Below are 22,702 nucleotides of genomic sequence, written 5' to 3'. Positions count from 1 at the left end.
AGCAGTCCTACATTTAATGTATGGACTGCTTTTAAATTAGGAATTACCAGCTACACGTTTTTCTAATGGCTGATATAATTTCTTTTTATCTACATCTGGCAGGATGGTTTCTAACTGTTCCAGTGCAATTTTTGCACCATAGTCCATTCCCTGACAGCCACCTAAAAGTACTAAATCTCCTTCGGAAACTTCTCTTAGGCTAGAACTGATGGCTTCCGGAAGTTCCTCATATAGACGAACAGCAATACCTGCTTCATCCATTACTTCTTTGAATACGGCAAGCTCTTGGTCGGAAACAACATCCTTTTGAGTAACATGGGAACGACTTAAAGTAGCAATTACCTCATCAATACCTAATCTTGGTGCCCACTTGGCAATTGCCTCCGCATTTTCTCTATTAACAATTACTCCTCTGTCCCCACGAATAGCATAGACGAGGGAAATACGATTGAAATCCATTTTTTCTAACGTGCCAAGTGTTATATCTATATTTCCGCTGTTTGCAAAGTGATCATCGATTATTTTAAAATCGTCTTCAAAAATGATTTCAAAACGTCTCTCCACCCCTACAAACTCAAACAAGCTCTTTTGAATCGTCTTAACAGGAACTCCACATAACAATCCTGCAACAATACTTACCATTGAGTTATAAACAGAATGATATCCAGGTGTAGAAAGTTCAATAGAGAATTGTTGACGAGGAATTACAACATCTTCTGCCACTAAATCTCTTTGAATCTCTACCGTAAATTTCGCTCGTCCAGTTGATAAGTCTAAATCCTTACATATTACATCTGCTGACTGTTCTTCTATTCCAATTGTAATAACTGAAGCTTTCGTTTTATTTACTAGAGAGGCTGAATACGCATCATCTAAATTTAAAATTGCTATTTTGTCTGCACCAGCGTTACGTATTAAACTTGATTTGTGCTCAAAATACTTTTCAAAGGATGAATGTAAATCAATATGCTCTCTACTTATATTATTTAACGTCACTATGTCAAAATCGACACAGCCTACACGATTTAACTCCAATGCAGAGGACGAAACCTCCATTGTAGCGTGAGTTACACCTTCGTCTACCATCTTAGCGTAAAATCTCTGTAAATCGAGAGATTCTGGTGTGGTTAGTTCTGAAGGCTCTGCATAATCACCAATTTTAACTACTACAGTTCCCATTAAACCTGTTTTAAGACCATGATTCTCTAAAATAGCATTAGTCATAAAGGAAGTAGATGTCTTTCCATTAGTAGCGGTAATACCTATTGTTTTAAGCTTACGTGTTGGATGACCGTAGTAAGCAGATGCAAGTGCAGCTAAAGCTTTACGTGCATCCTCCACTTTGTATTGTGGTACTTCTAAAGCGTCTATAAAATCCTCTACTACGAGTGCCACCGCACCATTTTCTACAGCTTGTCCAGCAAATTTATGGCCGTCCGCCTTAAAGCCTTTTATACAAACGAATACTTGTCCTTCCTCCACTTTACGTGAATTATAAGCAAGTCCTGTAATATTAATATTTTTAGCATTTTTGACGTCAATTATAGATAGTTGATTCATCAAATTTGTTAGTTCCATCAAAATAGCCACCTTTTATTTGTAAAATCTTCTCTGTCAATTTTACATCAATTCAAATAAGAAGGAAACTAAAAGGGAAACCAAGATTCCGGAAAAGGCGTTACAAAAATAGTCCTTCAATTGAATAAATTTCATAATTGGTGTTTATACGGACAAATAAAACTGTCACCCGCATGCTATTACAATTGGGAAAGTGCCATTTACGAAATTACTTCAACTATAAAAATAAAAAGGTCGTAAGATTTTCTTCTTACGACCTCACTTTTTATTCTGCTTCGCTATAATGTTCTACACAAAAAGCAAGCACAACTGACTCTTCACTTTCCTCTAAACCGTAATCTAATACTTTTCCATCTTTACGATCAAGGAAATGATATTGTACAATCTTTGACTCCGTATCTAAAACAGCTAAAATAACTCGTAAGTCTAATGAGCTTGCCTCATCAAATAATTCGTCGTCCTCCGGAACCTCAAAGCCTAGTAAAAATTCATATCGGTCACCTGCAATAATTCCTGTTGGATCCTTTATCTTTTCAACCTCATAAGATGTTATATTCAAAAAGTCCACCTCCGTCTATAGTTTATCATTTTTACAGAGCATTTTCTTATTTAGTTAGCTATAATAGAGAGATTAAAATAGAGAAGGAGAATCACCATGCTTAATCCAGAAAAAATAATTTATATTCTTGTTCCCGTCTTTCTTCTCCTATTGGTGTTTGGGGATGGACTTAATAATATCGTCTATTCTATCTTATCGTTTCTTTTAGGAATATCGATGCTCTATCTAGCATTTACGCTGTTACGTAAACAACGTGAGGAGCGAAAGAATCGTAAATAAGGATTAAAGCTCTTGTGTTTGCTCAATCACTTTCAGCATAGCAAAAGCACCCTTAGACTTATTGGAGCAGACTGCAAGTTTAATTTGTTGAGCTGGATAGTAGGCTGAATGAAAGCTAACACCAGGGTCATATCCCATCACATGATACTTTTTAATATTGTTCCCACTTTTCTTTATCCATACTCCGTATCCGTAGTAATCATCATCTTGTTCCTGTACATGTGGATAAAGCAAGGCAGATGTGGTTTCCTCACTTAAAAATGTATTATCTAAAAGGGCCTCCCAGAAAAGAACCATATCCGCTGCTGTGATAAATGCTCCGCCATCTGCGCCCCCTTGGACAGGTATAGAATATATATTCGTTTTCCATGTCCCATCTGCTTTGTCTATATAGCCTAAGGCTGTATTTTTAGGTAGTGCATCCATTGCAAAATACCCTGAGCTTTTCATTCCTGCTTTTTCAAATATATTTTTTTCTATATATTGTTGAAAGGACAATCCTGAAGCCTGTTCTATTATTAATCCAAGTAAAATATATCCTGCGTTATTGTAATGAAATCTTTCTCCTGGGTTGAATTTCATCTTCCCTTCCTGAAAAAATGGTAAGAAATCCTCCAGCTTACGCATATGATACATCGGCTTCTCTATCCATAGTTCCTCAAAGTCTTCCATAATTTCTTCATCAAAATAGTCTGGTATTCCAGAAGTATGTGTTAGCAGATGATGAATAGTTATTGATTCATCAAAATAAGGGAAATTATAAGACAAGCAATCCTTTAACTTTTGGTCAAAATACAATTTCCCTGCCTCTACTAACTGACTAACAGCTACTGCAGTAAAAATCTTACAGCCTGAAGCAATACCATATCTAGTGTCTGCTATGTTAGACAATTCCTCCGAACGATTGGCATAACCAAAACTACATTCTGCTAGTGTAGACTTCCCTTGTTTTACGAAAATACTCCCTGAAAACTGAGACTCTCTTTGAGCTAAGATAATTTGTTGATCTATTGAGTTCTTCATTTTATTTCCCCCATATGAATCTTCTATTTTTTAACAATCTTCACTACTTCATTTAAGACTAAAGGAAGTAGGCTTAGTCCAATAACAATTAACCAATCTCTAGCTTGTAACGACTGTACACTAAATAATTCAGAGATAGGCCCAACAGAAACAATGACCACCTGCAGTGCCACACCTAACAGTGTGGAATAGACTAACAGTTTGTTTTTAAATAATCCTGCTTTAAAAACGGATTGGTTCATAGAACGAAAGTTAAAAGAATGAATAAGCTGAGAAAAGCTTAAAGTGATAAATGCCATGGTTTGAGCATGTGTAAGCAATTCCTCCGAGACATTACTTGTGACTCCTTTTAGACCAATTAAGAAGGCTGCTAAAGTAATAATACCTATTAAAAGTCCGTTCAATAATAAGAACGGAAGCATCCCGCGAAATAATTGTTCCTTTTTAGGTCTTGGCTTTTCCTTCATCACTCCTGGTTCCTCAGGATCCATACCAAGAGCTAGAGCTGGGAAAGTATCCGTTACTAAGTTTACCCATAAAATATGGATAGAACGTAGTGGTGTCGGCCAGCCGGCAATAATTGCAAAAAACAATGCAATAATTTCCCCTAAATTACAGGACAATAAGAAAATAATGGACTTTTTAATATTTTTATAAATATTTCGTCCTTCTTCAACTGCCTTAACAATGGAGGCAAAATTGTCGTCCGTTAGTACCATGTCTGAGGCACCTTTTGCAACATCCGTTCCAGTAATCCCCATAGCCACTCCTATATCGGCCTCTTTTAAGGATGGTGCATCATTCACTCCATCACCCGTCATCGAAACAGTGTTACCTGCTGCCTTCATCGCTTGCACAATTTTAACCTTATGTTCTGGAGAAACTCGTGCAAATACATTAATCTTCTTACATGTCTCTATTAGTTTCTCTTGCTCTAAGGAGTCTAACTCTATTCCTTCCATGACCTCAGAATCTGATGAAGCTATTCCAAGATCCTTTGCAATAGCAAATGCTGTGTCTTTATGATCTCCCGTAATCATTACTGTGCGAATACCTGCACTTTTACAAAGAGCAATTGAGTCCTTTACCTCTAACCTTGGAGGATCAATCATACCTACGAACCCTACGAAAATCAGGTCCTTTTCTGCCTGTTCAACAGCAACATCATTTTCCAACTTGTATGCTGCTGCCAGCACTCGAAGTGCAGAGCTAGACATAGAATGGGAGGCATTTAAAATACTTTTTTTATCCGCCTCTGTTAATGTTTTAACTTCTCCATTCATCCAGATTCTATTACAACGACCAAGTAAGCGATCAATTGCCCCTTTTGTCATATAATAGTAGCCATCTTCAGATTTATGGATCGTTGTCATTAGCTTGCGTTCAGAATCAAATGGAATTTCCGCAACTCTTTGAAGCTCAGCCTCTAACAGTGTTTTTTCTAATCCATGATTTACTCCTGCTACAATTAACGCAATTTCTGTTGGATCTCCTGTTTCTGCATCCTTTGTATAAGTAGCATCATTACATAAAACAAAAATTTTCATTAAATGCTCATGTCCAGCACCAGCTCGCCCTAAATCTGCTATCTCTTGAATCTCTCCATTCAAGAAAAATTTAGTTACAGTCATTTTGTTTTGTGTAAGCGTACCTGTTTTGTCAGAACAAATAACGTTAACAGACCCCAAGGCCTCAACGGCTGGGAGTTTACGAATGATTACATTTTGTTTAATCATTCTTTGCACGCCAATTGCCAACACAATTGAAACAATTGCAGGCATCCCCTCTGGAATTGCTGCAACTGCAAGACTGATTGCGATCATGAACATTTCTAGTAAATCTCTTCCTTGAATCATGCCGATTAAAAAGATAAGTAAGGAAATACCTATTGCTGCAAAACCTAGATACTTACCTACCTGTGCTAAGCTTTTTTGTAATGGAGTCTGTTCATCGCCTGTATGTAACATCCCTGCTATTTTACCAATTTGTGTATTCATACCTGTTCCTACTACCACACCTGTTCCCCTACCTGCAGTGACAAGTGTAGACATGAATAACATATTCTTTTGGTCTCCCAGCGGAATAGTCTTTTCCTCCACATTAAGTGTCGTATATGCATCTTTTTCCACTGGAACAGATTCTCCAGTTAATGCCGCTTCCTCTACCTTAAGATTAGCGGATTCAATTAATCGGATATCACACGGTATATACGATCCTGCTCCTACCACCACTATATCCCCAGAGACTACTTCAATGGAGTCAATCTCTTTAGTTTGACCATCTCTTTTCACTACCGCTCTCGGAGTGGACATATTTTTTAGCGCTTCCAATGCTTCCTCTGCTTTTGACTCTTGTATGACTCCAACAATGGCATTGATAATAACTACTATCCCAATAATAATGGCGTCAGTTATTTCTCCTACAAAAGCAGATACAAATGCAGCAATAATAAGAACATAAATAAGCACATTATTAATTTGGGCAAAAATTCTTTCTGGCCATGACTTCCTTTTAACAGTTGCCAATCGATTTGGACCATTTTTTTCTAACCTTTGCCTGGCTTCCTCGGTTGTTAGTCCACCTTGTACATTCACTTGCAACTCTTTTGCTATCTCTTCAGAAGATTTTTTATACCACATGGATATTCTCTCCTCCTCTTTAAGGATATCTTACCTTAATAAATACATTATAATGTAAAAAATAATAGTTATAGCAGAATTTTTAGAATGCTTTAGAATTTTAAATGTTTTATTTGTGACAATAGAATATAAAGAGGAGTAATTGCAGGGTCTAAATAAAGAACTCATAGATCTTTTGATGAAGAAATATTAAATCTATTTTCCTCTAAAACGACCCTTGAATATATTAAGAAAAAGCGACTGTAACACACAGAAGTGTTATCAGTCGCTTATATTATTCCTCCGATAATTCTCCAGTTTCTAGGACAGTAATGCTTTTGCCATTAGTTAGCTGGATGCTTATTGGGGATGTAACGCTCATTCTTTTAGAGAAATACCATCTGCGCTTTGGGGGAACTAATAATATAAATGTATCCTTTCTGCCTAAGAAATTCAGTTCCTCCGGCTCAATGCTGACATGGCCGGATACAGAAATACCTAACGCTTGAAGCTGTTCGCCGACCTCTTTTACAAAAGGTGTCGTTATACTTACTTCACTTACATTTAGTAAAGATTCAATGGTGAAATCACTCCATTTATCCACATGTCTTCTAGCGATAAACTCAATCACATTCCCTGCCGGGTCCTCAAAGTAAAATGCGTCTGCATCAAACCGAGCATAATAAATGTCTTCCAACCCATCCTCTCTATTTAGCAATACTCTTTCTTTTGCCCATAGCTTAGCAAGTGTATATTGGTTGCCTGGAATGTTAATGGCAAAATGATATAGCGAAGCGTGTTCTGATTCTTTAAAAACAAGCTTAGACTCACCAATATCCATTTGAAAATAATGGTCTCCTGCTTCGGTAATTTGGAACTCTAATACATTTTCGTAAAAGCCGCGCAGTTCCTGTAACCTGTTTGTATACATTGTTACTATTTTAAACATCCTCGCACCCCTCTTATTTAACGTCTACTAATTCAAAGCGCTCACAAACTAACAATAGATCTTCTTCAAACTTTAAGCCTATTTTGTTTAATTCATCAGTAAAAAAATTTATGTGCGTTTTTTTCCAATAATCATAACTTCTGTCACCTTCACCCTCTGCGTAGGCAAACTCCTTTGAAACCTTATTCATCGGTTCAATACTGACATCAGAAGTTCTTATAATACACACCGGTTCATCCCTTGCATTTAAGATAATACTATAATCACCGACCTTTGGAAGTGGCTCCTTTTCAATCTCATATAGTATATGTGCCGAACAGGTAGCAGATTTCACTTTGTCTACTACAAGTCTTGCTAATGTATCAGCATCATCTCCAAATTGCCAAGCAGATACTTCTGGCTCTTCCTCATTGTCTTTCCAAAAAAAGTTCCAATATTCTCTTGATGCTATATTCATTTTTGCATACCTCTTTTATTTAATATTTCGTTAATTTTAGTATAGGGAAGGATTTTTAAAATTACTATTGATATTTTTGCCCGTTCTCTTTAAAATACATAAATTAACCATTTGAATATGAAAAATGAAGGATTTTAAAAAGAAGCGGATATATACAGTATTAGAGGAAGAACTATCCTCATAAAACAAGGGAGCTAATGAAATGACTAAAAAATTATATTACGAAGATCCTTATCTAACTACCTTTACTGCCAATATCGTAAAACAAGAACCGGAATATGTGGTTATTTCAGAAACAGCTTTCTATCCTACAGGTGGTGGGCAGCCATGTGATTTAGGTAGATTAAACGGTATTTCAGTGATCAATGTAGAAGTGGTAAATGATGAAATCAGACATTTTCTTGCCGAACCGCTAGATCCGGATATTACAAAAATTGAAGGAAAGATTGAATGGTCAAGACGTTTCGACCATATGCAGCAGCATGCTGGTCAACACATATTATCTGCAGCGTTCGCCGAGCTTTTCCAGCTGCAAACAGTAAGCTTCCACCTAGGCAAAGAAAGTGTCACTATAGATTTAGATGTACCCGAGATTTCTGCTGAGCAATTACAAGAAGTAGAGGATTTAGCCAATCAAATTATCCTAGAAAACCGTCCTATTGAGACAAAGTGGGTTACGGAGGAGGAGCTAGCTCAATATAATTTACGTAAGGCGACAAGTGTAAAGGAAGATATTCGATTAGTCATTATCCCTGATTATGATTACAATGCTTGCGGGGGGATCCATCCCTCTACTACCGGACAAGTGAGCTCGATCAAAATTCTACAAACTGAGAAACAAAAGCGCCAAGTTCGTGTAGAATTTGTTTGTGGACAAAGGGTTATAACTCAGTTTCATCGTAAGCATTCCATCCTGCTCAATCTGATTAGCACTCTTAGCACACCTGAGGAAAAACTGGAGGACGCAGCAAATAGCATCCTATTCACAAATAAATCACTAGAAAAACAAATAACTGAATTAAACAACGAACTCCTTCAATATGAAGCGAAAGATTTATTAAATGAGTCTAATAATGAAGTTATAGGTGTCACCTTCGAAAATAGAACTATCCAGGATCTTCAAAAGCTAGCTCGCTTCCTTGTGGAGGAGTCACCTAACTCATTGTGTATTTTTGTATCACATAATGATGAAAAGCTTCAAGTCGTGGTTGCCAAGGGGAAAAACAGAGAAGAAAATATGAAATTATGGATTCAGCAAATAATACTTCCTATAAATGGCAAAGGTGGTGGCAACGAAATGATTGCTCAGGGCGGTGGAGAGGCATTACTTTCTAGTGCTGACCTTTTAAACAACGCTTTAACCCATATTAGGTAATACCGTGCCAATTAACTCCTTCATACATATACTAATTTGACTAAGTAGAAGGAGGGCTTTAATTTGACAAATCAATTTAATTTTCCAGGTGGATTTCCGGGAGGACCCGGAGGACCACCTGGCGGGCAGGGCATTCCAGGCTTCCCTGGGATGCCTGGGATTCCAGGTATTCCAGGTTTCCCTAATAGACCTCCTGGCGGTCAAGGGAGCCCCGGTAGACCTCCTGGGCAAAATACTCAAGGAGGTGCTCCAACTAGCCCTCCTCCCTCGTTTGTTCCCCAACAAAGACAGGATGTAGGCGTTTTTGCAGTTGACCCTGGTGCTATAAGAAGCTGCCTATTTCGCAACACGTATATTTGGTTGAACAACGGTAGAAGCTTTTGGATTTTCCCAACGTATGTGGGAAGAAACTCTGTATCTGGTTTCCGCTGGAACGGTTTTCGCTGGACCTTCTACGGAACTGATCTTGGAAGAATTACATCCTTTCAATGTTTTTAAAAGAAGCCGAGTTTTCTCGGCTTTTTCTAATGCTATTAAAAGTGTATAGATTAAAATAATGTCATTTTCTTCTAATTCACTTTACAAATTTCGTCGTAAGAATTAAAATAAAAACTTAGCTAGTTAAATATATTTCCAGATAAGGAGTCATTAAGATGACAAATCCACTTATTCATGAGCTTTTTCAAAAGACTCGTTTTTTATCCTATGAAAGTAACAAAACGCTAAAGGATTATAGTCTTTATTCCTCCCAATGGTCGGTCTTAAACTGTGTTTATAAACATACCGAGATGACATTGACTCAAATTTGGAAGTATTTAAATGTAGAAGCACCTACTATTACTCGCACAGTCAATCGATTAGCCACTTTAGGCTGGTTAGACATAAAGACTGGAAAAGATCGTCGCGAAAAAATAGTTAGGCTCTCAACTAAAGCTCTACAGGAATTCCCTAATATCGAAAGCTCCATGAATGCTTTTGAAAACGAAATGCTTTCTGCCCTTTCTAAAGAAGAGCAAGAGCTTTTTATGGGATTGCTAAAAAAAATTAATAAGGAGTAATGTTTTTTGAGTAACAAGGAACCAATATGGACCAAACCTTTTATCAGTTTGTTCAGTACAAACTTCTCCATATTTATCATTTTCTATGGCTTAGTAACCGTCCTTCCTCTTTACGCTACAGATGTATTAGAGCGTTCGGATGAAGAGGCTGGCTTACTAATGACCATCTTTTTACTATCTGCAATCATTATGCGTCCATTTACCGGTAAGCTTTTAGATATAGCTGGCAAGAGAAAAATGCTCTGGATTAGCTTAATTTTATACTTGATATGTACAGTGTTGTATTACTTCATTGAGCCCTTTACTATCTTACTTGCTTTACGATTTGTACAAGGTATCTGGTTTAGTATCGCCACAACTGCAAGTGGCTCTCTGGCAGCAGATAATATTCCACCATCTAGACGCGGTGCAGGTTTAGGGTACTTTACTATGTCTACTAACTTAGCGGTAGTAGTTGGCCCTTTCATAGCACTAACGATTGTACAATATTTCTCCTATAATATATTCTTCATTGCGATGAGTGTACTTCTACTGATTGGTGCTTTATCAGCATTATCTATTCCAGCAGAAAAACAGCCAGCAGTACCACCTGTAAAAACAAGAATGACACTAAATGATTTATTTGAGAAAAGATCTTTACCAATAGCATTAATCGGTAGCTTGATTGCTTTTTCATATGCAAGTATTCTTTCTTATTTATCTATTTACTCACAGCAAAAAGGTGTACTGCATCTAACAAGTAGCTTCTTTGCCATATTTGCTATCGTGATGCTTGTTACTCGACCGTTCACCGGAAGAATTTTTGACGAAAAAGGGCCTAGATACATAATAATACCTGGATTAATATCCTTTATGTTTGGACTAATTTTATTGGCATATATGGATAGTCCTTTTACATTTTTATTATCTGGTGCTTTTATTGGTCTAGGATACGGAGCGGTTGTGCCTAGCTTCCAAACGCTAGCTATTCAATCTACTACTCATGAACGGAGCGGATATGCAACTGCTACCTTCTTTACATTGTTTGATACGGGCATCGCTATAGGATCTTTTGTCCTCGGCATTGTCGCATCTAAGCTGGGTTACCAAGGTCTCTATCTATTATCTAGCGGTATCGTTGTTTTGACATTGATTGTATTCTTAATGCGAATGAAACAATTGAGAGCTAACCTTTATAAATAAACTTGTTTTACTTCATTTGGACATGCATTCCTTTACTATATAACTATACTAAGAATCGAATCCAATATTCTAAATACAAAGCACAATGCAGAATAAACAACTGCATTGTGCTTTTAATTTAAATAGATGTATATAAACCCTATATTTGGTAAGACTTATGTGGAATTATAATTATAAAATTAGGAGGGGCATAAGTGTATAAACATATTGTAGGCACTATAGTACTAACTAGTGTTTTATTAGCTGGATGTAGCTTTTCTTCAGTTGATGCCAACCTAAATGAAAAGGTTGATGTTTCATTGATTAATACAGAAGGTAAACAAGTAGGAACTGCCACCCTTTCAGAAACCTCCAAGGGTACCCATATCTTGTTAAAAGCAGAGGGGCTTACTCCTGGAGTAAAGGCCATCCATTTTCATGAGACCGCCAGCTGTGAGAAACCAACATTTGAATCAGCGGGAAGCCATTTTAACCCCACTGGAAAAGAACATGGTTTTCAAAATCCAAAAGGATACCATGCAGGGGATTTGCCAAATATTGAGGTAGATAAGGATGGAACTATAGAATTAGAGACAATCTCACCTGCAGTAGTATTAACGCAAGGGAAAAGTAATTCTTTGTTAGACGCTGATGGTAGTGCTATTGTTATTCATGAAAGTGCTGATGATTATAAAACCGACCCTGCAGGGAATTCTGGCAAAAGAATCGTATGTGGAGAAATTAAGAAATAAGTTGGAGTGTGAAACGCGTGAGAAAAGTAGGCTGGTTTCTTCTTTTGTTAGTAGCCATTTTCTTCTCAAGACCGTTGTGGGAAGAATATACAACTGAATATGTTGATCTCTCTTTTCTTCAGCCTGTAGATGAATGGATAGATTCTATGGAGGTTGGTCAGTATCTTAATGAGGCAAAGGCATACTGGCAAGAGATGAAATCTAATCCTACATCATCACCAACTGAAACAAACATCCCTCTTTCTGATACAGGCATTGAGCTAGATAAGATTAAGATGGGTATGAAAAAAAGTGAGATTGAAACGATATACGGTAAGGCCCAAAGAGTCAGCTTAAACGAATATGGCTTAGTTTGGCATACTCATCATGAAAACTACCAAAACTTTATGATGATCTCATATGACTCACAAAATAAAGTAAATGCTATGTTCACCAATCAACCTTCTAATTCTATGTTTTTAGGATTGACTATGGATAGCAACAGAGATCAAGTAGTTGCAGCTTTAGGTGAGCCTATTAAACGTTTGAAAAAAGGTAACATTGTCTACCTCCTGCCAGACTCTGGTGAGTATGATCTGTTTTTGATAAATAACAGCTATATTACATTTTTTTATGATATACATGAGAGCAGTGCGATCACAGCGATTCAAATTGTAGATGAATCTGTAGAAAAAAATCATAAAGCAACCTTTGGTGAACCTTCTGAGGAACTCAAAAAAGGATTTGAATATCAGCTTTTCGATTTAACAAATGCAGCACGTGCCATTCGAGGTTTACCTATCCTTACATACGATGAATCAGTAAGTGATACGGCACGAAAGCATAGTGAAGATATGGCTATTCATAATTATTTTAGTCATGATAACTTACAGGGTCTGACCCCCTTTGAACGAATGGAGCAGGACGGTCTTAGCTTTACCTATGCTGGTGAGAATTTAGCATATGGACAAAGCAGCAGCATCTTTGCACATGAAGGACTAATGAACTCACTTGGTCATCGCAAAAATATTTTAAGCCCGAACTATAGGAACCTAGGAGTAGGTACTGCATTTAATGATACAGCTACCCCCTACTACACGGAAAACTTTTTTACAAAATAAAAAGCAATGAAAGAGGATCTCGACTAATTTCGAGATCCTCTTCTTTTAATACTCATTTTAAGTTAAATCCTTTGCTCGCTAAAAATTTCTTCATATGAGGTCTCCGAGGGCTTTCTAAGAAATCCGCCATTTGACTTGTCCAAGTAGATACTTTTTGATTTGACCCACGGCTCAAGTAATATTCCTTCATCGTTTCATCATATACTTTTAAAAGTTCAGCGTACTTATCAGAATTATAATCATTTTCATGTAAAATAGCCTCTACTGGTAATCTTGGCTTTACCTCGTTATGTTGATCTGGCACCCCTAAGGTGATTGCAAAAAGTGGGAATACTCCCTCTGGCAGATTAAACATAGTGCTTATTTCATCAGGGGCATTTCTAACCCCACCAATATAACAAATCCCATAGCCCTTGTCTTCGGCTGCAATAACAAGATTTTGAGCGAACAATGCAACGTCTACCGTTCCTACTAACACGTTTTCAGTAGTATCGATCGTTATTTCCTTCTCTTGTATTTCCCCTGCAGCTTGCAATCGATTAAAGTCTGCACACATTAATAGAGCTGCTCCCGCAGTGCTAAATTGTGTAGGATTTTTGGATAGTCTACCTAGCTCTTCTCTTTTCCCCTCATCCGAGACCCATATAACACTATAGGCTTGTACAAAGTGAGAGCTTGCTGCATGCTGTGCTGTTTCTATAAGCTCTGCAACTTCTTCTCTTGATAGCTGGTAGTCCTTATATTTTCTTACGGAAGCATGAGCTCGTAACAGTTCTTTCACCATCTGATTTCCTTCTTTCTTTGTGTGTTGTAATTTTAGTATAGCTTAATTTAATTTAGGAATGAAACAAAGCAAACTATAGCATTGAAAAGATAGCTTAAGCGTCTTAACTCAAATAAAATGGAGAGAGTAAGAGCTCACCTATTTAGTAAATCAAATAAAATAAGCACAGAAAGAGGGATATCCATTTCTGTGCTTACTATTATTATTTTCTACTACTAAGCTGACTGTTTTCTTCAGAGGTAAATGCCCTAGACCTTGTTAAGAAACGTTTGCCCTCCACCCCTTCGAGTGAAAACATTCCTCCTCTTCCTTCTACCACATCTATGATGAGTTGTGTGTGCTGCCAGTAGTCAAACTGATTTTTATGCATATAAAATGGTACATCGCCGATATATCCAAGGAGTGTGTCCTGATCTCCTACAATTAGCTCTCCATTTGGATAACACATAGGAGAGGAACCATCACAACATCCTCCTGATTGATGAAACATCAATGGACCGTGCTTACTTTTCAATAATTCAATTAACTCTAGTGCAGTAGCTGTTGCGATAACTCGTTCAACGATATACACGCACCCTCTCTTATTTTTGCTTAAAAGAACCCTAATTTGTTTTCACTATAGCTCACTAATAGATTTTTTGTTTGTTGATAATGACTGAGCATCATCAAGTGGTTTTCTCGTCCTATTCCAGACATTTTATAGCCACCGAAAGCCGCATGAGCAGGATACTGATGATAGCAATTTGTCCATACGCGCCCTGCTTGAATGGCACGTCCAAAGCGATACGCAATATTCATATTGCGTGTCCATATTCCAGACCCTAAGCCATATAAGGTGTCATTTGCTATTTCCAATGCCTCTTCTTTCGTTTTAAAAGTGGTAACGGATACCACTGGTCCAAAAATCTCTTCCTGGAATATACGCATTTTGTTATGACCTTTGAAGACAGTTGGCTTGATGTAATATCCTTCTGCCAAATCACCCTCTAATGTATTACGTTCTCCACCGATTAAGCATTCTGCACCCTCTTGTTTTCCAATATCTAAATAGGACAGGATTTTTTCCATTTGTTCTGTAGAAGCCTGGGCTCCCATCATTACATTCGGATCAAGAGGATTCCCTATATTAATAGATTCCACTCGGGCTAGTACCCTCTCCATAAATTTATCGTAAATAGACTCTTGAATAAGCACCCTAGAAGGACATGTACATACCTCGCCTTGGTTAAGGGCAAACAATACAAAACCTTCTATCGCTTTATCTAAAAATGCATCATCTTCATCCATTATGTCCTCAAAGAAGATATTTGGTGATTTACCTCCAAGCTCTAAAGTTACTGGAATAAGATTTTGAGAAGCATACTGCATGATTAAACGACCAGTAGTAGTTTCACCAGTAAAAGCAATCTTACTGATTCTAGGACTAGACGCTAAAGGTTTACCTGCCTCTAAGCCAAATCCGTTTACGATATTTACTACTCCCGGAGGAATTAAGTCCTCAATTAACTCCATTAGCACCATTATAGATACTGGCGTTTGCTCTGCTGGTTTTAGCACCACGCAGTTACCTGCCGCTAATGCAGGAGCAAGCTTCCATACAGCCATTAGAATTGGAAAGTTCCAAGGGATAATTTGTCCAACTACACCAAGTGGCTCATGGAAATGATAAGCAACCGTATCGTTGTCAATTTGACTCAACTTGCCTTCTTGTGCTCTTATTACACCTGCGAAGTATCGGAAATGGTCAATAGCTAAAGGTAAATCTGCATTTAACGTTTCTCTTACAGCTTTACCATTGTCCCATGTTTCTGCAACAGCCAGCATCTCTAAGTTCTCTTCTAAACGGTTCGCAATTTTGTTTAAAATGTTCGAGCGTTCTGTGACTGAGGTCATACCCCATGCATCCTTAGCAGCATGAGCAGCATCTAATGCCAATTCAATATCTTCCGCAGTGGAGCGCGCAACTTGGGTAAACACTTTCCCTGTCACCGGGGTAACATTCTCAAAGTACTGTCCGTTTACTGGTGGCGTCCACTCTCCGTTAATATAATTTTCATACTTGTCCTTAAAGGAAACCTTTGCCCCATCTGTATTTGGAAATGCATAAACCAACTTATATTCCTCCCTTTTTTATTAGCGCATTTAAATAGTATGCAAAAAAATAATTATGTATGCGCTTACAAAATATGTTTTTTATCACACGAGCTTTCTGAAAAGATAGGTTTATTGAACTCCCTTCCTTCTATTAAAGCTAACCTAAAGTTATATTAACAGACTTTAATAAATTTTTAAACTATTTAGATAACGATAGTGTTAAATAGTATTTTTTAGATTATTTTATTAATATATTGGATTACTCTTTTAATTGTTTGAATTTTTTTATAAAATAGAAGAATGGCTATTTTTTTAGAAAAGAGGAGATTAAATTGAGTGAAGTAGCGATTGAGCTAGCAAAGTTAAAAGTGCCCCACAGAAGAACCCCCAAAAAAGTTGTTGCTGGACGAATGATTATGATAGCTATTGGAGCTATCTTGATGGCGGTCGGCCTAGAACTTTTCTTAGTCCCCAATCAAATTCTCGATGGTGGAGTTGTAGGAGTTTCTATCATCATTTCACACTTAACAGGAGTTAGATTAGGAATTTTTATCTTCATATTAAACATCCCATTCTTTTTCCTAGGCTACAAACAAATCGGGAAAACCTTTGCCCTTTCTACCCTTTTCGGTATTATTATACTGTCTCTCTGCACCTCTTATTTGCATCATATCGATCCCTTTACAAAGGATTTACTGTTATCTACAGTATTTGGAGGCATCGTTCTTGGTGTTGGTGTAGGATTAGTTATACGTAACGGAGGATCATTGGATGGTTCCGAAATACTAGCTATTTTATTTAATAAGTCCCTACCCTTTTCCGTTGGGGAAATTATTATGATTATCAATCTTGTGATATTCTCCATAGCAGGATTTGTCTTCAATTGGGAGCAAGCTATGTATTCTTTTTTAGCCTACTTTGTAGCATTTAAAACGATTGATATAGTTATACAAGGTTTGGATGAATCTAAGTCCGTCTTCATCATTAGTGAAAAGGTAGAGGATATTGGAGACACTGTAATGGACCGTCTCGGCCGTGGAGTAACCTATCTACATGGAGAAGGCGCTTATACAGGAGACAGTAAGAAGGTAATCTTTACCGTTGTCACTCGATTAGAGGAGGCCAAGCTAAAATCTATTGTGGAAGAGATAGATTCCCATGCCTTTTTAGCAGTAGGTAACATCGCCGAGGTTCAAGGCGGTAGATTTAAGAAAAAAGATATTCATTAATGAAAAGCTAAAGAGACATTTCTTATTGTTTCGGTATGCTTGAGTAAAGACTTATCAATATCAATACTAAGGAAATCTTGAGAGGATATCCGTGACTTGAGTCACGTATACCCTCTTTTTCAATAATCTAAGGACGTTTGTCTGTCCATTGCCCTTCTTCTATGTCCAGACTCCTTAACCGGTGCTACATATGTGTGATTGGAGCGACAGGCGGCGACTCCAGCAGGATGAGTGAGACAGATAAGCCATCACATACGGCGCGCATGCGACGGTGATGGCTTATCGATCACCCCGCGGAACGCGTTCGGCGAAAGCGGAAATCAGCAATCTATCATTCATGCTTTTCATGTATGTTTATGGGATGGATACAAATAACCACTCATTGTCTTTAAATTTAAAACCCGTATCCAACAATAGATACGGGTTCTCTCTTATGCTAATGATTCTTCTTTGTCTAACATAGTTCCTGTTTCTGCAAACTTTGTATGGAAAGAGAATGCCTTCTCCAATACATGTGGAGTTTGTCCGCCTCTAGAAAGCGCCTCCACAAAATAACTACTTAGCTGATCTCTGTACATCGGGTGCACACAATTATTAATGATTAATGACGCTCGCTCACGAGGTGCTAAACCACGTAGGTCTGCATAGCCTTGTTCTGTCACTACTACATCTACATCATGCTCCGTGTGATCCACATGTGAAACAAATGGAACGATACTAGAGACATTACCGCCTTTAGCAATAGACTTTGTTACAAAAATAGCTACCTTGGCGTTTCGTGCAAAATCTCCAGAACCACCAATACCATTCATCATTTTTGTTCCGCAAACGTGAGTGGAGTTAACATTTCCATATATATCAAACTCTAATGCTGTATTAATCGAGATTAGACCAAGACGACGAATTACTTCAGGATGATTCGTGATCTCCTGTGGTCTTAGTACTAGCTTGTCACGATACTGATCGAAGTTGCCAAATACCTGTTCCATCTTTTCATCTGATAGAGTAATCGAGCACCCAGAAGCAAAATCTACCTTACCCGCATCTATCAAATCAAAAACAGAGTCTTGTAATACTTCTGAGTATACTTCAAGGTTCTTAAACTCCGAATCAATCATTCCATGTAACACCGCATTTGCTACCGAGCCTATACCTGCTTGAATAGGCGCTAGCTTTTCTGTTAATCTTCCAGCTTTTACTTCCTCACGAAGGAAAGCTAGTAAATGGTCTGCCATTTCCTTTGTTTCCTCATCAGGAGGAACAATTGTAGACGGAGAGTCCGTATACTTAGTAAAAACTATCCCCTTAACCTTAGAAGCATCAAAAGGAATACCGATTGTTCCAATACGTTCATCTACAGAGCTTACAGGAATTGGCTTTCTATTCTCTCCTTGTGGTGCCGGTTCGTAAACATCATGTAAGCCTTCAAATTCTTCTAGTTGTGCTACGTTTATTTCAATAACAATATTATTTGCATGGGTAACGAAGGTCGCAGAATTACCTACTGAAGTAGTTGGTATAATCATCCCATCCTCAGTAATTGAAACCGCTTCCACAATAGCGAAGTCGACTGTCGGTAAAACTCCATTACGAATTAATTCGGATGTATGAGACAAGTGCTGATCAACAAATAGATGATCACCTGCATTAATGTGCTTTCTCATAGTTGCATCCGCCTGGAATGGTAAACGTTTGTTGATGATTCCTGCTTCTGATAGAAGCTTATCTATATCAGAACCTACAGAGGCCCCCGTAAAAATATTCACTTTAAATGTTTCTTTTTTCGCTCTCTCTACTAATGCTAATGGAACCGCCTTAGCATCACCCGCACGTGTAAATCCACTTAAACCCAATGTCATTCCATCTTGGATCCAGGAAGCAGCTTCTTCTGCGCTTACTATTAAGTCGTGTAGTTTTGAATTTTTTACACGATTAAGATTTTTTAACATACAGACACATCCCCCTCGTTCGTTGCCTTGTCTAATTATTTTATCGTGTATCGTCACAAATTTGATAAAAACAGTCGAAGACACTTTTAAAGCGGATAAAACAGAAAAAACAATGACTAAAACAGAAAAAATTTTTTTAAAAATTCATATTTGACCGTCTCAGAAAAAGGAACAAATAAAAAAAGCTTGAATAAAAAGAGATTATCCCCTTATCCAAGCTTTGTAATTTAAAACCCTAATAATTTCCTAAAATAGCTAGAGTATGATTGACTGACAGATACCTTCTCTCCCGTATGCATAGCTAATACAAAGGTTGAATGAGTATCTGGGTATATTTCTTTAATCTGATGAACATTGACGATAAAAGAGCGGTGGCAGCGAATAAAGGACTCTCTTGGCAGTCTGTATTCAAAGTCCTGTAAAGAACCTGCATGGGTGCCAGTAAAATCTTTCGTCACGATATGTGTCTTTCGATCTCTTGCTTCCAAATAGATAACATCTGAAAAAGGGACAGGCATCCAACCATCTAGCGTTTTGATGGTGATAACGGATTTCCCATCAGTTAAAGCAGGATAGATGGCTAATACAGTTCCCTCCACCTCACCATTATGCTGCAAGGGTACAGCCATTCCATGATAAGGAACGCCAAACATTTCTCGATTGATAAACTCAGAGACCTTTTGGTTACTATGCAACGCTTTATACGCTAGTGTTCCTTCTTTTATAGGGTCACCTGGTTTTATCTTTAAGTCTATGCGTGTGCTTGGTCTATAGTATATGTATTTTTCTTTATCCGAGACGGCTATCGATATCTCATCAGAAAATAATTGACCAACTACATCTAAAAGTCCACCTAGAGAGAGCTCTTGCATCCTTTCCTCCCCTTTCTAATACTTTTCACTCACAAACTAAAATTTCTCGCTCAAACTGTTGTTTTGTTGTAGTACAACGATCCTTTATATGAAGTCCAATTGATTTTAATCGATCGTCCATAGATTCAATCGTCACAATCACTACCCGCTTAGCAATTCTTTTCGCGTGCGTTAATATGGTCAATTGTTCTTCCCATGAAGCATGAGTATATAGATTATATGGTAAATCGATGATTGCAACGTCATAGGTTTCCTCAATATCTTGAATCGCACCCTTTTTCACATCGCCTGTTAATCCAAAGTATTCTAGATTTTCTCTTGAGCCTATACAAACTAGCGGGTTAATATCTCTTCCTACAATATCAATTCCCATAGACCGAGCCTCTACCAGCACCGTTCCAATACCACAGCAAGGATCGATTGCTCGAATACTAGCTGGATGAGGAACAGCAATATTAGCTACAGCTCTCGCTACTCTCGTACTAAGTGCAGTAGAATATTCTCTCGGTTTTTTTATATGATTAAACCAGATGGGCTCACTTTTTTTATATGTCCCAAAATACCAGCGCTTTTCATAGGGAACAACAGCAAACAGTTGATCTGGATTATGAAGATCAAAATCCCCCATCATTTCAGAGCCAATAGCTCGTTCAATTTGAAGACGCTCATTGTTTTGAATCTTATCGTCTCCTTGCCTATCATTTATCTTGAGAAAGACCACCTTGTTTGTCTCCCCCTCTTTACCAAATAGATGGGCAGTAGTAATAATTTCTTCTATAGTATCTCCCTCTGCTAATATGTCGATTCTTCCCTTCATAAAAGGGCTTCGACTAGGATCTATCCTTATATCACTTCTCAGTATTTTCTTTTCTGTATCATATCCAAAAAAAGAGCGCATCTCTAGATGACAAAGAGAGCGTTCTGCATCGTTGTATGCAAATGTATAAATAAATGACGGATACTCGTTTGAATTTTTCAACGTATTACCTCCAATAATATTTCCATTATAACATGGGTCACTTTTCAAAGTCTGTTATCATAACCCGATAGTTAATTAGCATAAAAAGGAAGTATAATAGTATTAGGTTAATTATTTTCAGAACTATTTGTATATTTTTTAAAAAGGGGATAGGAGAATGAATTTTGATGTAATTGTGGTTGGAGCAGGATTAGCTGGGCTGGTTGCCACGACCGAACTAACCGATGCTGGGAAGCGGGTTTTGCTATTAGACCAAGAACCAGAAAGCTCTCTAGGCGGACAAGCCTGGTGGTCATTTGGAGGGCTCTTTCTTGTAGACTCACCTGAGCAAAGAAGAATGGGCATTAAGGATTCCTATGAGCTTGCTTGGCAGGACTGGTTAGGAACGGCAGGGTTTGATGGCGATAATGAGGAAGAATACTGGGCAAAAAAATGGGCAGAGGCTTATGTACGTTTTGCCCATGAAGAAAAAAGGGCCTGGTTGCATGAAAAAGGGGTTCGATTCTTTCCGGTAGTCGGATGGGCATGGCAATTCAGTTCCTCGGTTCCATATTGTTTGGGGCACTGGTCCCGGCATCGTCTCTCCTTTTGAAAAACGTGTGCGAGAAGCAATGTCAGAGGGGTTAGTTACTTATAAGCCACGTCATCGAGTAGATAGTCTACTTACTAATAATAATGGAGTGACTGGTGTAGGCGGATCTATTTTAGTGGCAAGTAACGTAGAAAGAGGACAAGCCAGTTCAAGAGAAGTGATTGATCAGTTTGAGTTCTTTTCTAAAGCCGTGGTAGTTACAAGTGGAGGTATTGGAGCTAACCATGACCTAGTTCGTCAAAATTGGCCGAAACGCCTTGGACCCCCTCCTCTTAACATGATTTCAGGTGTTCCAGAGTATGTAGACGGCCGAATGATGGAAATTGCAGAAAAAGCCGGTGGTCGTTTGGTCAATAAGGATCGAATGTGGCACTACACTGAAGGTATTAAGAATTGGAATCCAATATGGAAGGAACACGGAATCCGTATCCTGCCTGGTCCCTCATCCATTTGGTTGGATGCAGAGGGCAATCGCTTTCCCGCGCCAAACTTCCCTGGCTTCGATACATTAGGTACATTAAAGGCCATTCAAGATACTGGATATGATTACTCTTGGTTTATCCTCACAGAAAAAATAATTGAAAAAGAATTTGCATTATCTGGCTCAGAGCAAAATCCTGACCTTACTAAAAAAAGCATCACACAAGTGCTAAAACGTATTTTACCTGGCCCGACTGCTCCAGTTAAAGCTTTCATGGATAAGGGAGAAGACTTTGTCGTCGCTTCAAATTTAAAAGAACTCGTCGAAGGAATGAATAAAATTACCGGCAATAGCTTGTTAAATTACGAAAATATAGAAAAGCAGATTATAGCTCGTGACCAGGAGATGGATAATAAGTTTACAAAGGATCTTCAAATCACTGCCTTAAGAGGATCTCGTCATTACATTGGAGACAGGCTTATTCGTGTAGCAGCTCCTCATAAAATATTGGACAGTAAAAATGGTCCCTTGATTGCTGTTCGTTTGAATATTCTAACCCGAAAAACATTAGGTGGTCTCCAAACAGATTTAAGCGGTCGTGTCCTAAATTCAGAAGGATACCCTGTTCCTGGCCTCTATGCCGCTGGTGAGGTCACAGGCTTTGGTGGCGGAGGAATGCATGGATATCGTTCTTTGGAGGGAACCTTTTTAGGAGGCTGTCTTTTCACAGGAAGAGAAACAGGGAGAGCTTTAGCCAAAGAACTATCCGAATGAACATATAAAAAACTTTGACCATTATTCAGTCAAAGTTTTTTCCTTTTATACAGTTTCTTTTTCTTTTAAGAATATTAATATACACACGAAGGAATAGTT

General features: G+C 38.0%; 20 protein-coding genes and 1 pseudogene. 9 read left to right on the top strand and 12 right to left on the bottom strand.

Features of this window, described 5'->3' with window-relative positions:
- Positions 1 to 36: 36 nt before the first annotated feature.
- Together D0S48_RS12850 and D0S48_RS12845 are read right to left on the bottom strand one after the other, a co-directional pair.
- Positions 37 to 1,578 carry a Mur ligase family protein gene (locus D0S48_RS12850; RefSeq protein ID WP_225321617.1) on the bottom strand — a complete coding sequence of 514 codons (1,542 nt, stop codon included), beginning with the start codon at positions 1,576 to 1,578 and terminating at the stop codon, positions 37 to 39.
- 265 nt (positions 1,579 to 1,843) lie between these two features.
- A complete protein-coding gene (locus D0S48_RS12845; RefSeq protein WP_151112004.1) occupies positions 1,844 to 2,137 on the bottom strand; it encodes a DUF6509 family protein in 294 nt (97 codons plus the stop codon).
- Between the two features lie 96 nt (positions 2,138 to 2,233).
- Here D0S48_RS12845 and D0S48_RS12840 point away from each other — a divergent pair, with 96 nt between their 5' ends.
- Positions 2,234 to 2,416 (top strand): hypothetical protein, encoded by a 183-nt coding sequence (locus tag D0S48_RS12840; protein ID WP_144540072.1) that lies wholly within the window; start codon positions 2,234 to 2,236, stop codon positions 2,414 to 2,416.
- Between the two features lie 3 nt (positions 2,417 to 2,419).
- Here D0S48_RS12840 and D0S48_RS12835 read toward each other — a convergent pair whose 3' ends face one another.
- From D0S48_RS12835 to D0S48_RS12820, 4 genes are all read right to left on the bottom strand, one after another.
- Entirely contained in the window at positions 2,420 to 3,439 is a 1,020-nt protein-coding gene (locus tag D0S48_RS12835; RefSeq protein WP_151112002.1) for a serine hydrolase domain-containing protein, read from the bottom strand.
- A 23-nt stretch (positions 3,440 to 3,462) separates the two neighbouring features.
- Entirely contained in the window at positions 3,463 to 6,084 is a 2,622-nt protein-coding gene (locus tag D0S48_RS12830; protein ID WP_151112000.1) for a cation-translocating P-type ATPase, read from the bottom strand.
- 268 nt (positions 6,085 to 6,352) lie between these two features.
- Positions 6,353 to 7,006, bottom strand: coding sequence for a glyoxalase (locus D0S48_RS12825; RefSeq protein WP_151111998.1), 654 nt, complete (start codon positions 7,004 to 7,006; stop codon positions 6,353 to 6,355).
- Between the two features lie 13 nt (positions 7,007 to 7,019).
- Positions 7,020 to 7,463, bottom strand: coding sequence for an ASCH domain-containing protein (locus D0S48_RS12820; protein ID WP_151111996.1), 444 nt, complete (start codon positions 7,461 to 7,463; stop codon positions 7,020 to 7,022).
- 202 nt (positions 7,464 to 7,665) lie between these two features.
- Between D0S48_RS12820 and D0S48_RS12815 the strand changes: the two genes are divergently transcribed.
- The 6 genes from D0S48_RS12815 to D0S48_RS12790 all read left to right on the top strand — a co-directional run bounded on the left by D0S48_RS12815 (position 7,666) and on the right by D0S48_RS12790 (position 12,909).
- Entirely contained in the window at positions 7,666 to 8,838 is a 1,173-nt protein-coding gene (locus tag D0S48_RS12815) for an alanyl-tRNA editing protein (RefSeq protein WP_151111994.1), read from the top strand.
- A gap of 63 nt (positions 8,839 to 8,901) precedes the next feature.
- Positions 8,902 to 9,336: a collagen-like protein gene (locus D0S48_RS12810; RefSeq protein WP_144540084.1), complete on the top strand. Its 435-nt coding sequence runs from the start codon at positions 8,902 to 8,904 to the stop codon at positions 9,334 to 9,336.
- A gap of 155 nt (positions 9,337 to 9,491) precedes the next feature.
- On the top strand, positions 9,492 to 9,896 hold the full coding sequence (locus D0S48_RS12805) for a MarR family winged helix-turn-helix transcriptional regulator (RefSeq protein WP_144540086.1): 405 nt from the start codon (positions 9,492 to 9,494) through the stop codon (positions 9,894 to 9,896).
- A gap of 6 nt (positions 9,897 to 9,902) precedes the next feature.
- Positions 9,903 to 11,078 carry an MFS transporter gene (locus tag D0S48_RS12800; RefSeq protein WP_151111992.1) on the top strand — a complete coding sequence of 392 codons (1,176 nt, stop codon included), beginning with the start codon at positions 9,903 to 9,905 and terminating at the stop codon, positions 11,076 to 11,078.
- Between the two features lie 194 nt (positions 11,079 to 11,272).
- Positions 11,273 to 11,809 carry a superoxide dismutase family protein gene (locus D0S48_RS12795; protein WP_151111990.1) on the top strand — a complete coding sequence of 179 codons (537 nt, stop codon included), beginning with the start codon at positions 11,273 to 11,275 and terminating at the stop codon, positions 11,807 to 11,809.
- 17 nt (positions 11,810 to 11,826) lie between these two features.
- Positions 11,827 to 12,909 carry a CAP domain-containing protein gene (locus D0S48_RS12790; protein ID WP_151113817.1) on the top strand — a complete coding sequence of 361 codons (1,083 nt, stop codon included), beginning with the start codon at positions 11,827 to 11,829 and terminating at the stop codon, positions 12,907 to 12,909.
- 52 nt (positions 12,910 to 12,961) lie between these two features.
- Here the strand turns inward: D0S48_RS12790 and nfsA are convergent, their stop codons facing one another.
- The 3 genes from nfsA to adh all read right to left on the bottom strand — a co-directional run bounded on the left by nfsA (position 12,962) and on the right by adh (position 15,805).
- Complete coding sequence (gene nfsA / locus D0S48_RS12785) at positions 12,962 to 13,693, bottom strand: oxygen-insensitive NADPH nitroreductase (RefSeq protein WP_151111988.1); 732 nt, start codon at positions 13,691 to 13,693, stop codon at positions 12,962 to 12,964.
- 202 nt (positions 13,694 to 13,895) lie between these two features.
- On the bottom strand, positions 13,896 to 14,258 hold the full coding sequence (locus D0S48_RS12780) for a DUF779 domain-containing protein (protein WP_144540310.1): 363 nt from the start codon (positions 14,256 to 14,258) through the stop codon (positions 13,896 to 13,898).
- A gap of 26 nt (positions 14,259 to 14,284) precedes the next feature.
- Positions 14,285 to 15,805 (bottom strand): aldehyde dehydrogenase, encoded by a 1,521-nt coding sequence (adh, locus tag D0S48_RS12775; protein ID WP_144540096.1) that lies wholly within the window; start codon positions 15,803 to 15,805, stop codon positions 14,285 to 14,287.
- 314 nt (positions 15,806 to 16,119) lie between these two features.
- Between adh and D0S48_RS12770 the strand changes: the two genes are divergently transcribed.
- Positions 16,120 to 17,016, top strand: a complete 897-nt coding sequence (locus tag D0S48_RS12770; RefSeq protein ID WP_370455703.1) for a YitT family protein — start codon at positions 16,120 to 16,122, stop codon at positions 17,014 to 17,016.
- 431 nt (positions 17,017 to 17,447) lie between these two features.
- Here D0S48_RS12770 and D0S48_RS12765 read toward each other — a convergent pair whose 3' ends face one another.
- From D0S48_RS12765 to D0S48_RS12755, 3 genes are all read right to left on the bottom strand, one after another.
- Complete coding sequence (locus D0S48_RS12765; RefSeq protein ID WP_151111986.1) at positions 17,448 to 18,965, bottom strand: succinyl-CoA:acetate CoA-transferase ScpC; 1,518 nt, start codon at positions 18,963 to 18,965, stop codon at positions 17,448 to 17,450.
- A 227-nt stretch (positions 18,966 to 19,192) separates the two neighbouring features.
- Positions 19,193 to 19,837: a LytTR family DNA-binding domain-containing protein gene (locus tag D0S48_RS12760; RefSeq protein ID WP_144540100.1), complete on the bottom strand. Its 645-nt coding sequence runs from the start codon at positions 19,835 to 19,837 to the stop codon at positions 19,193 to 19,195.
- A 25-nt stretch (positions 19,838 to 19,862) separates the two neighbouring features.
- Complete coding sequence (locus D0S48_RS12755; protein ID WP_151111984.1) at positions 19,863 to 20,816, bottom strand: TRM11 family SAM-dependent methyltransferase; 954 nt, start codon at positions 20,814 to 20,816, stop codon at positions 19,863 to 19,865.
- 157 nt (positions 20,817 to 20,973) lie between these two features.
- On the opposite strand from D0S48_RS12755, the pseudogene D0S48_RS12750 reads away from it, so the two are divergent.
- A pseudogene (locus D0S48_RS12750) lies at positions 20,974 to 22,603 on the top strand (FAD-binding dehydrogenase).
- The last annotated feature ends 99 nt before the right edge of the window (positions 22,604 to 22,702 follow it).

This window comes from Psychrobacillus sp. AK 1817 (assembly GCF_008807035.1).
GTDB classification, from domain to species: domain Bacteria; phylum Bacillota; class Bacilli; order Bacillales_A; family Planococcaceae; genus Psychrobacillus; species Psychrobacillus faecigallinarum.
Note: the sequence above shows the minus strand (reverse complement) of the source record. Positions and strands in the feature narration are given on the sequence as shown.

Bases quoted from the DNA above. Each gene is read 5' to 3' on its own strand.
- D0S48_RS12850 (WP_225321617.1), bottom strand. From the start codon at position 1,578: ATGGAACTAACAAATTTGATGAATCAACTATCTATAATTGACGTCAAA.
- D0S48_RS12840 (WP_144540072.1), top strand. From the start codon at position 2,234: ATGCTTAATCCAGAAAAAATAATTTATATTCTTGTTCCCGTCTTTCTT.
- D0S48_RS12835 (WP_151112002.1), bottom strand. From the start codon at position 3,439: ATGAAGAACTCAATAGATCAACAAATTATCTTAGCTCAAAGAGAGTCT.
- D0S48_RS12825 (WP_151111998.1), bottom strand. From the start codon at position 7,006: ATGTTTAAAATAGTAACAATGTATACAAACAGGTTACAGGAACTGCGC.
- D0S48_RS12820 (WP_151111996.1), bottom strand. From the start codon at position 7,463: ATGAATATAGCATCAAGAGAATATTGGAACTTTTTTTGGAAAGACAAT.
- D0S48_RS12815 (WP_151111994.1), top strand. From the start codon at position 7,666: ATGACTAAAAAATTATATTACGAAGATCCTTATCTAACTACCTTTACT.
- D0S48_RS12805 (WP_144540086.1), top strand. From the start codon at position 9,492: ATGACAAATCCACTTATTCATGAGCTTTTTCAAAAGACTCGTTTTTTA.
- nfsA (WP_151111988.1), bottom strand. From the start codon at position 13,693: ATGGTGAAAGAACTGTTACGAGCTCATGCTTCCGTAAGAAAATATAAG.
- D0S48_RS12765 (WP_151111986.1), bottom strand. From the start codon at position 18,965: ATGTTAAAAAATCTTAATCGTGTAAAAAATTCAAAACTACACGACTTA.
- D0S48_RS12760 (WP_144540100.1), bottom strand. From the start codon at position 19,837: ATGCAAGAGCTCTCTCTAGGTGGACTTTTAGATGTAGTTGGTCAATTA.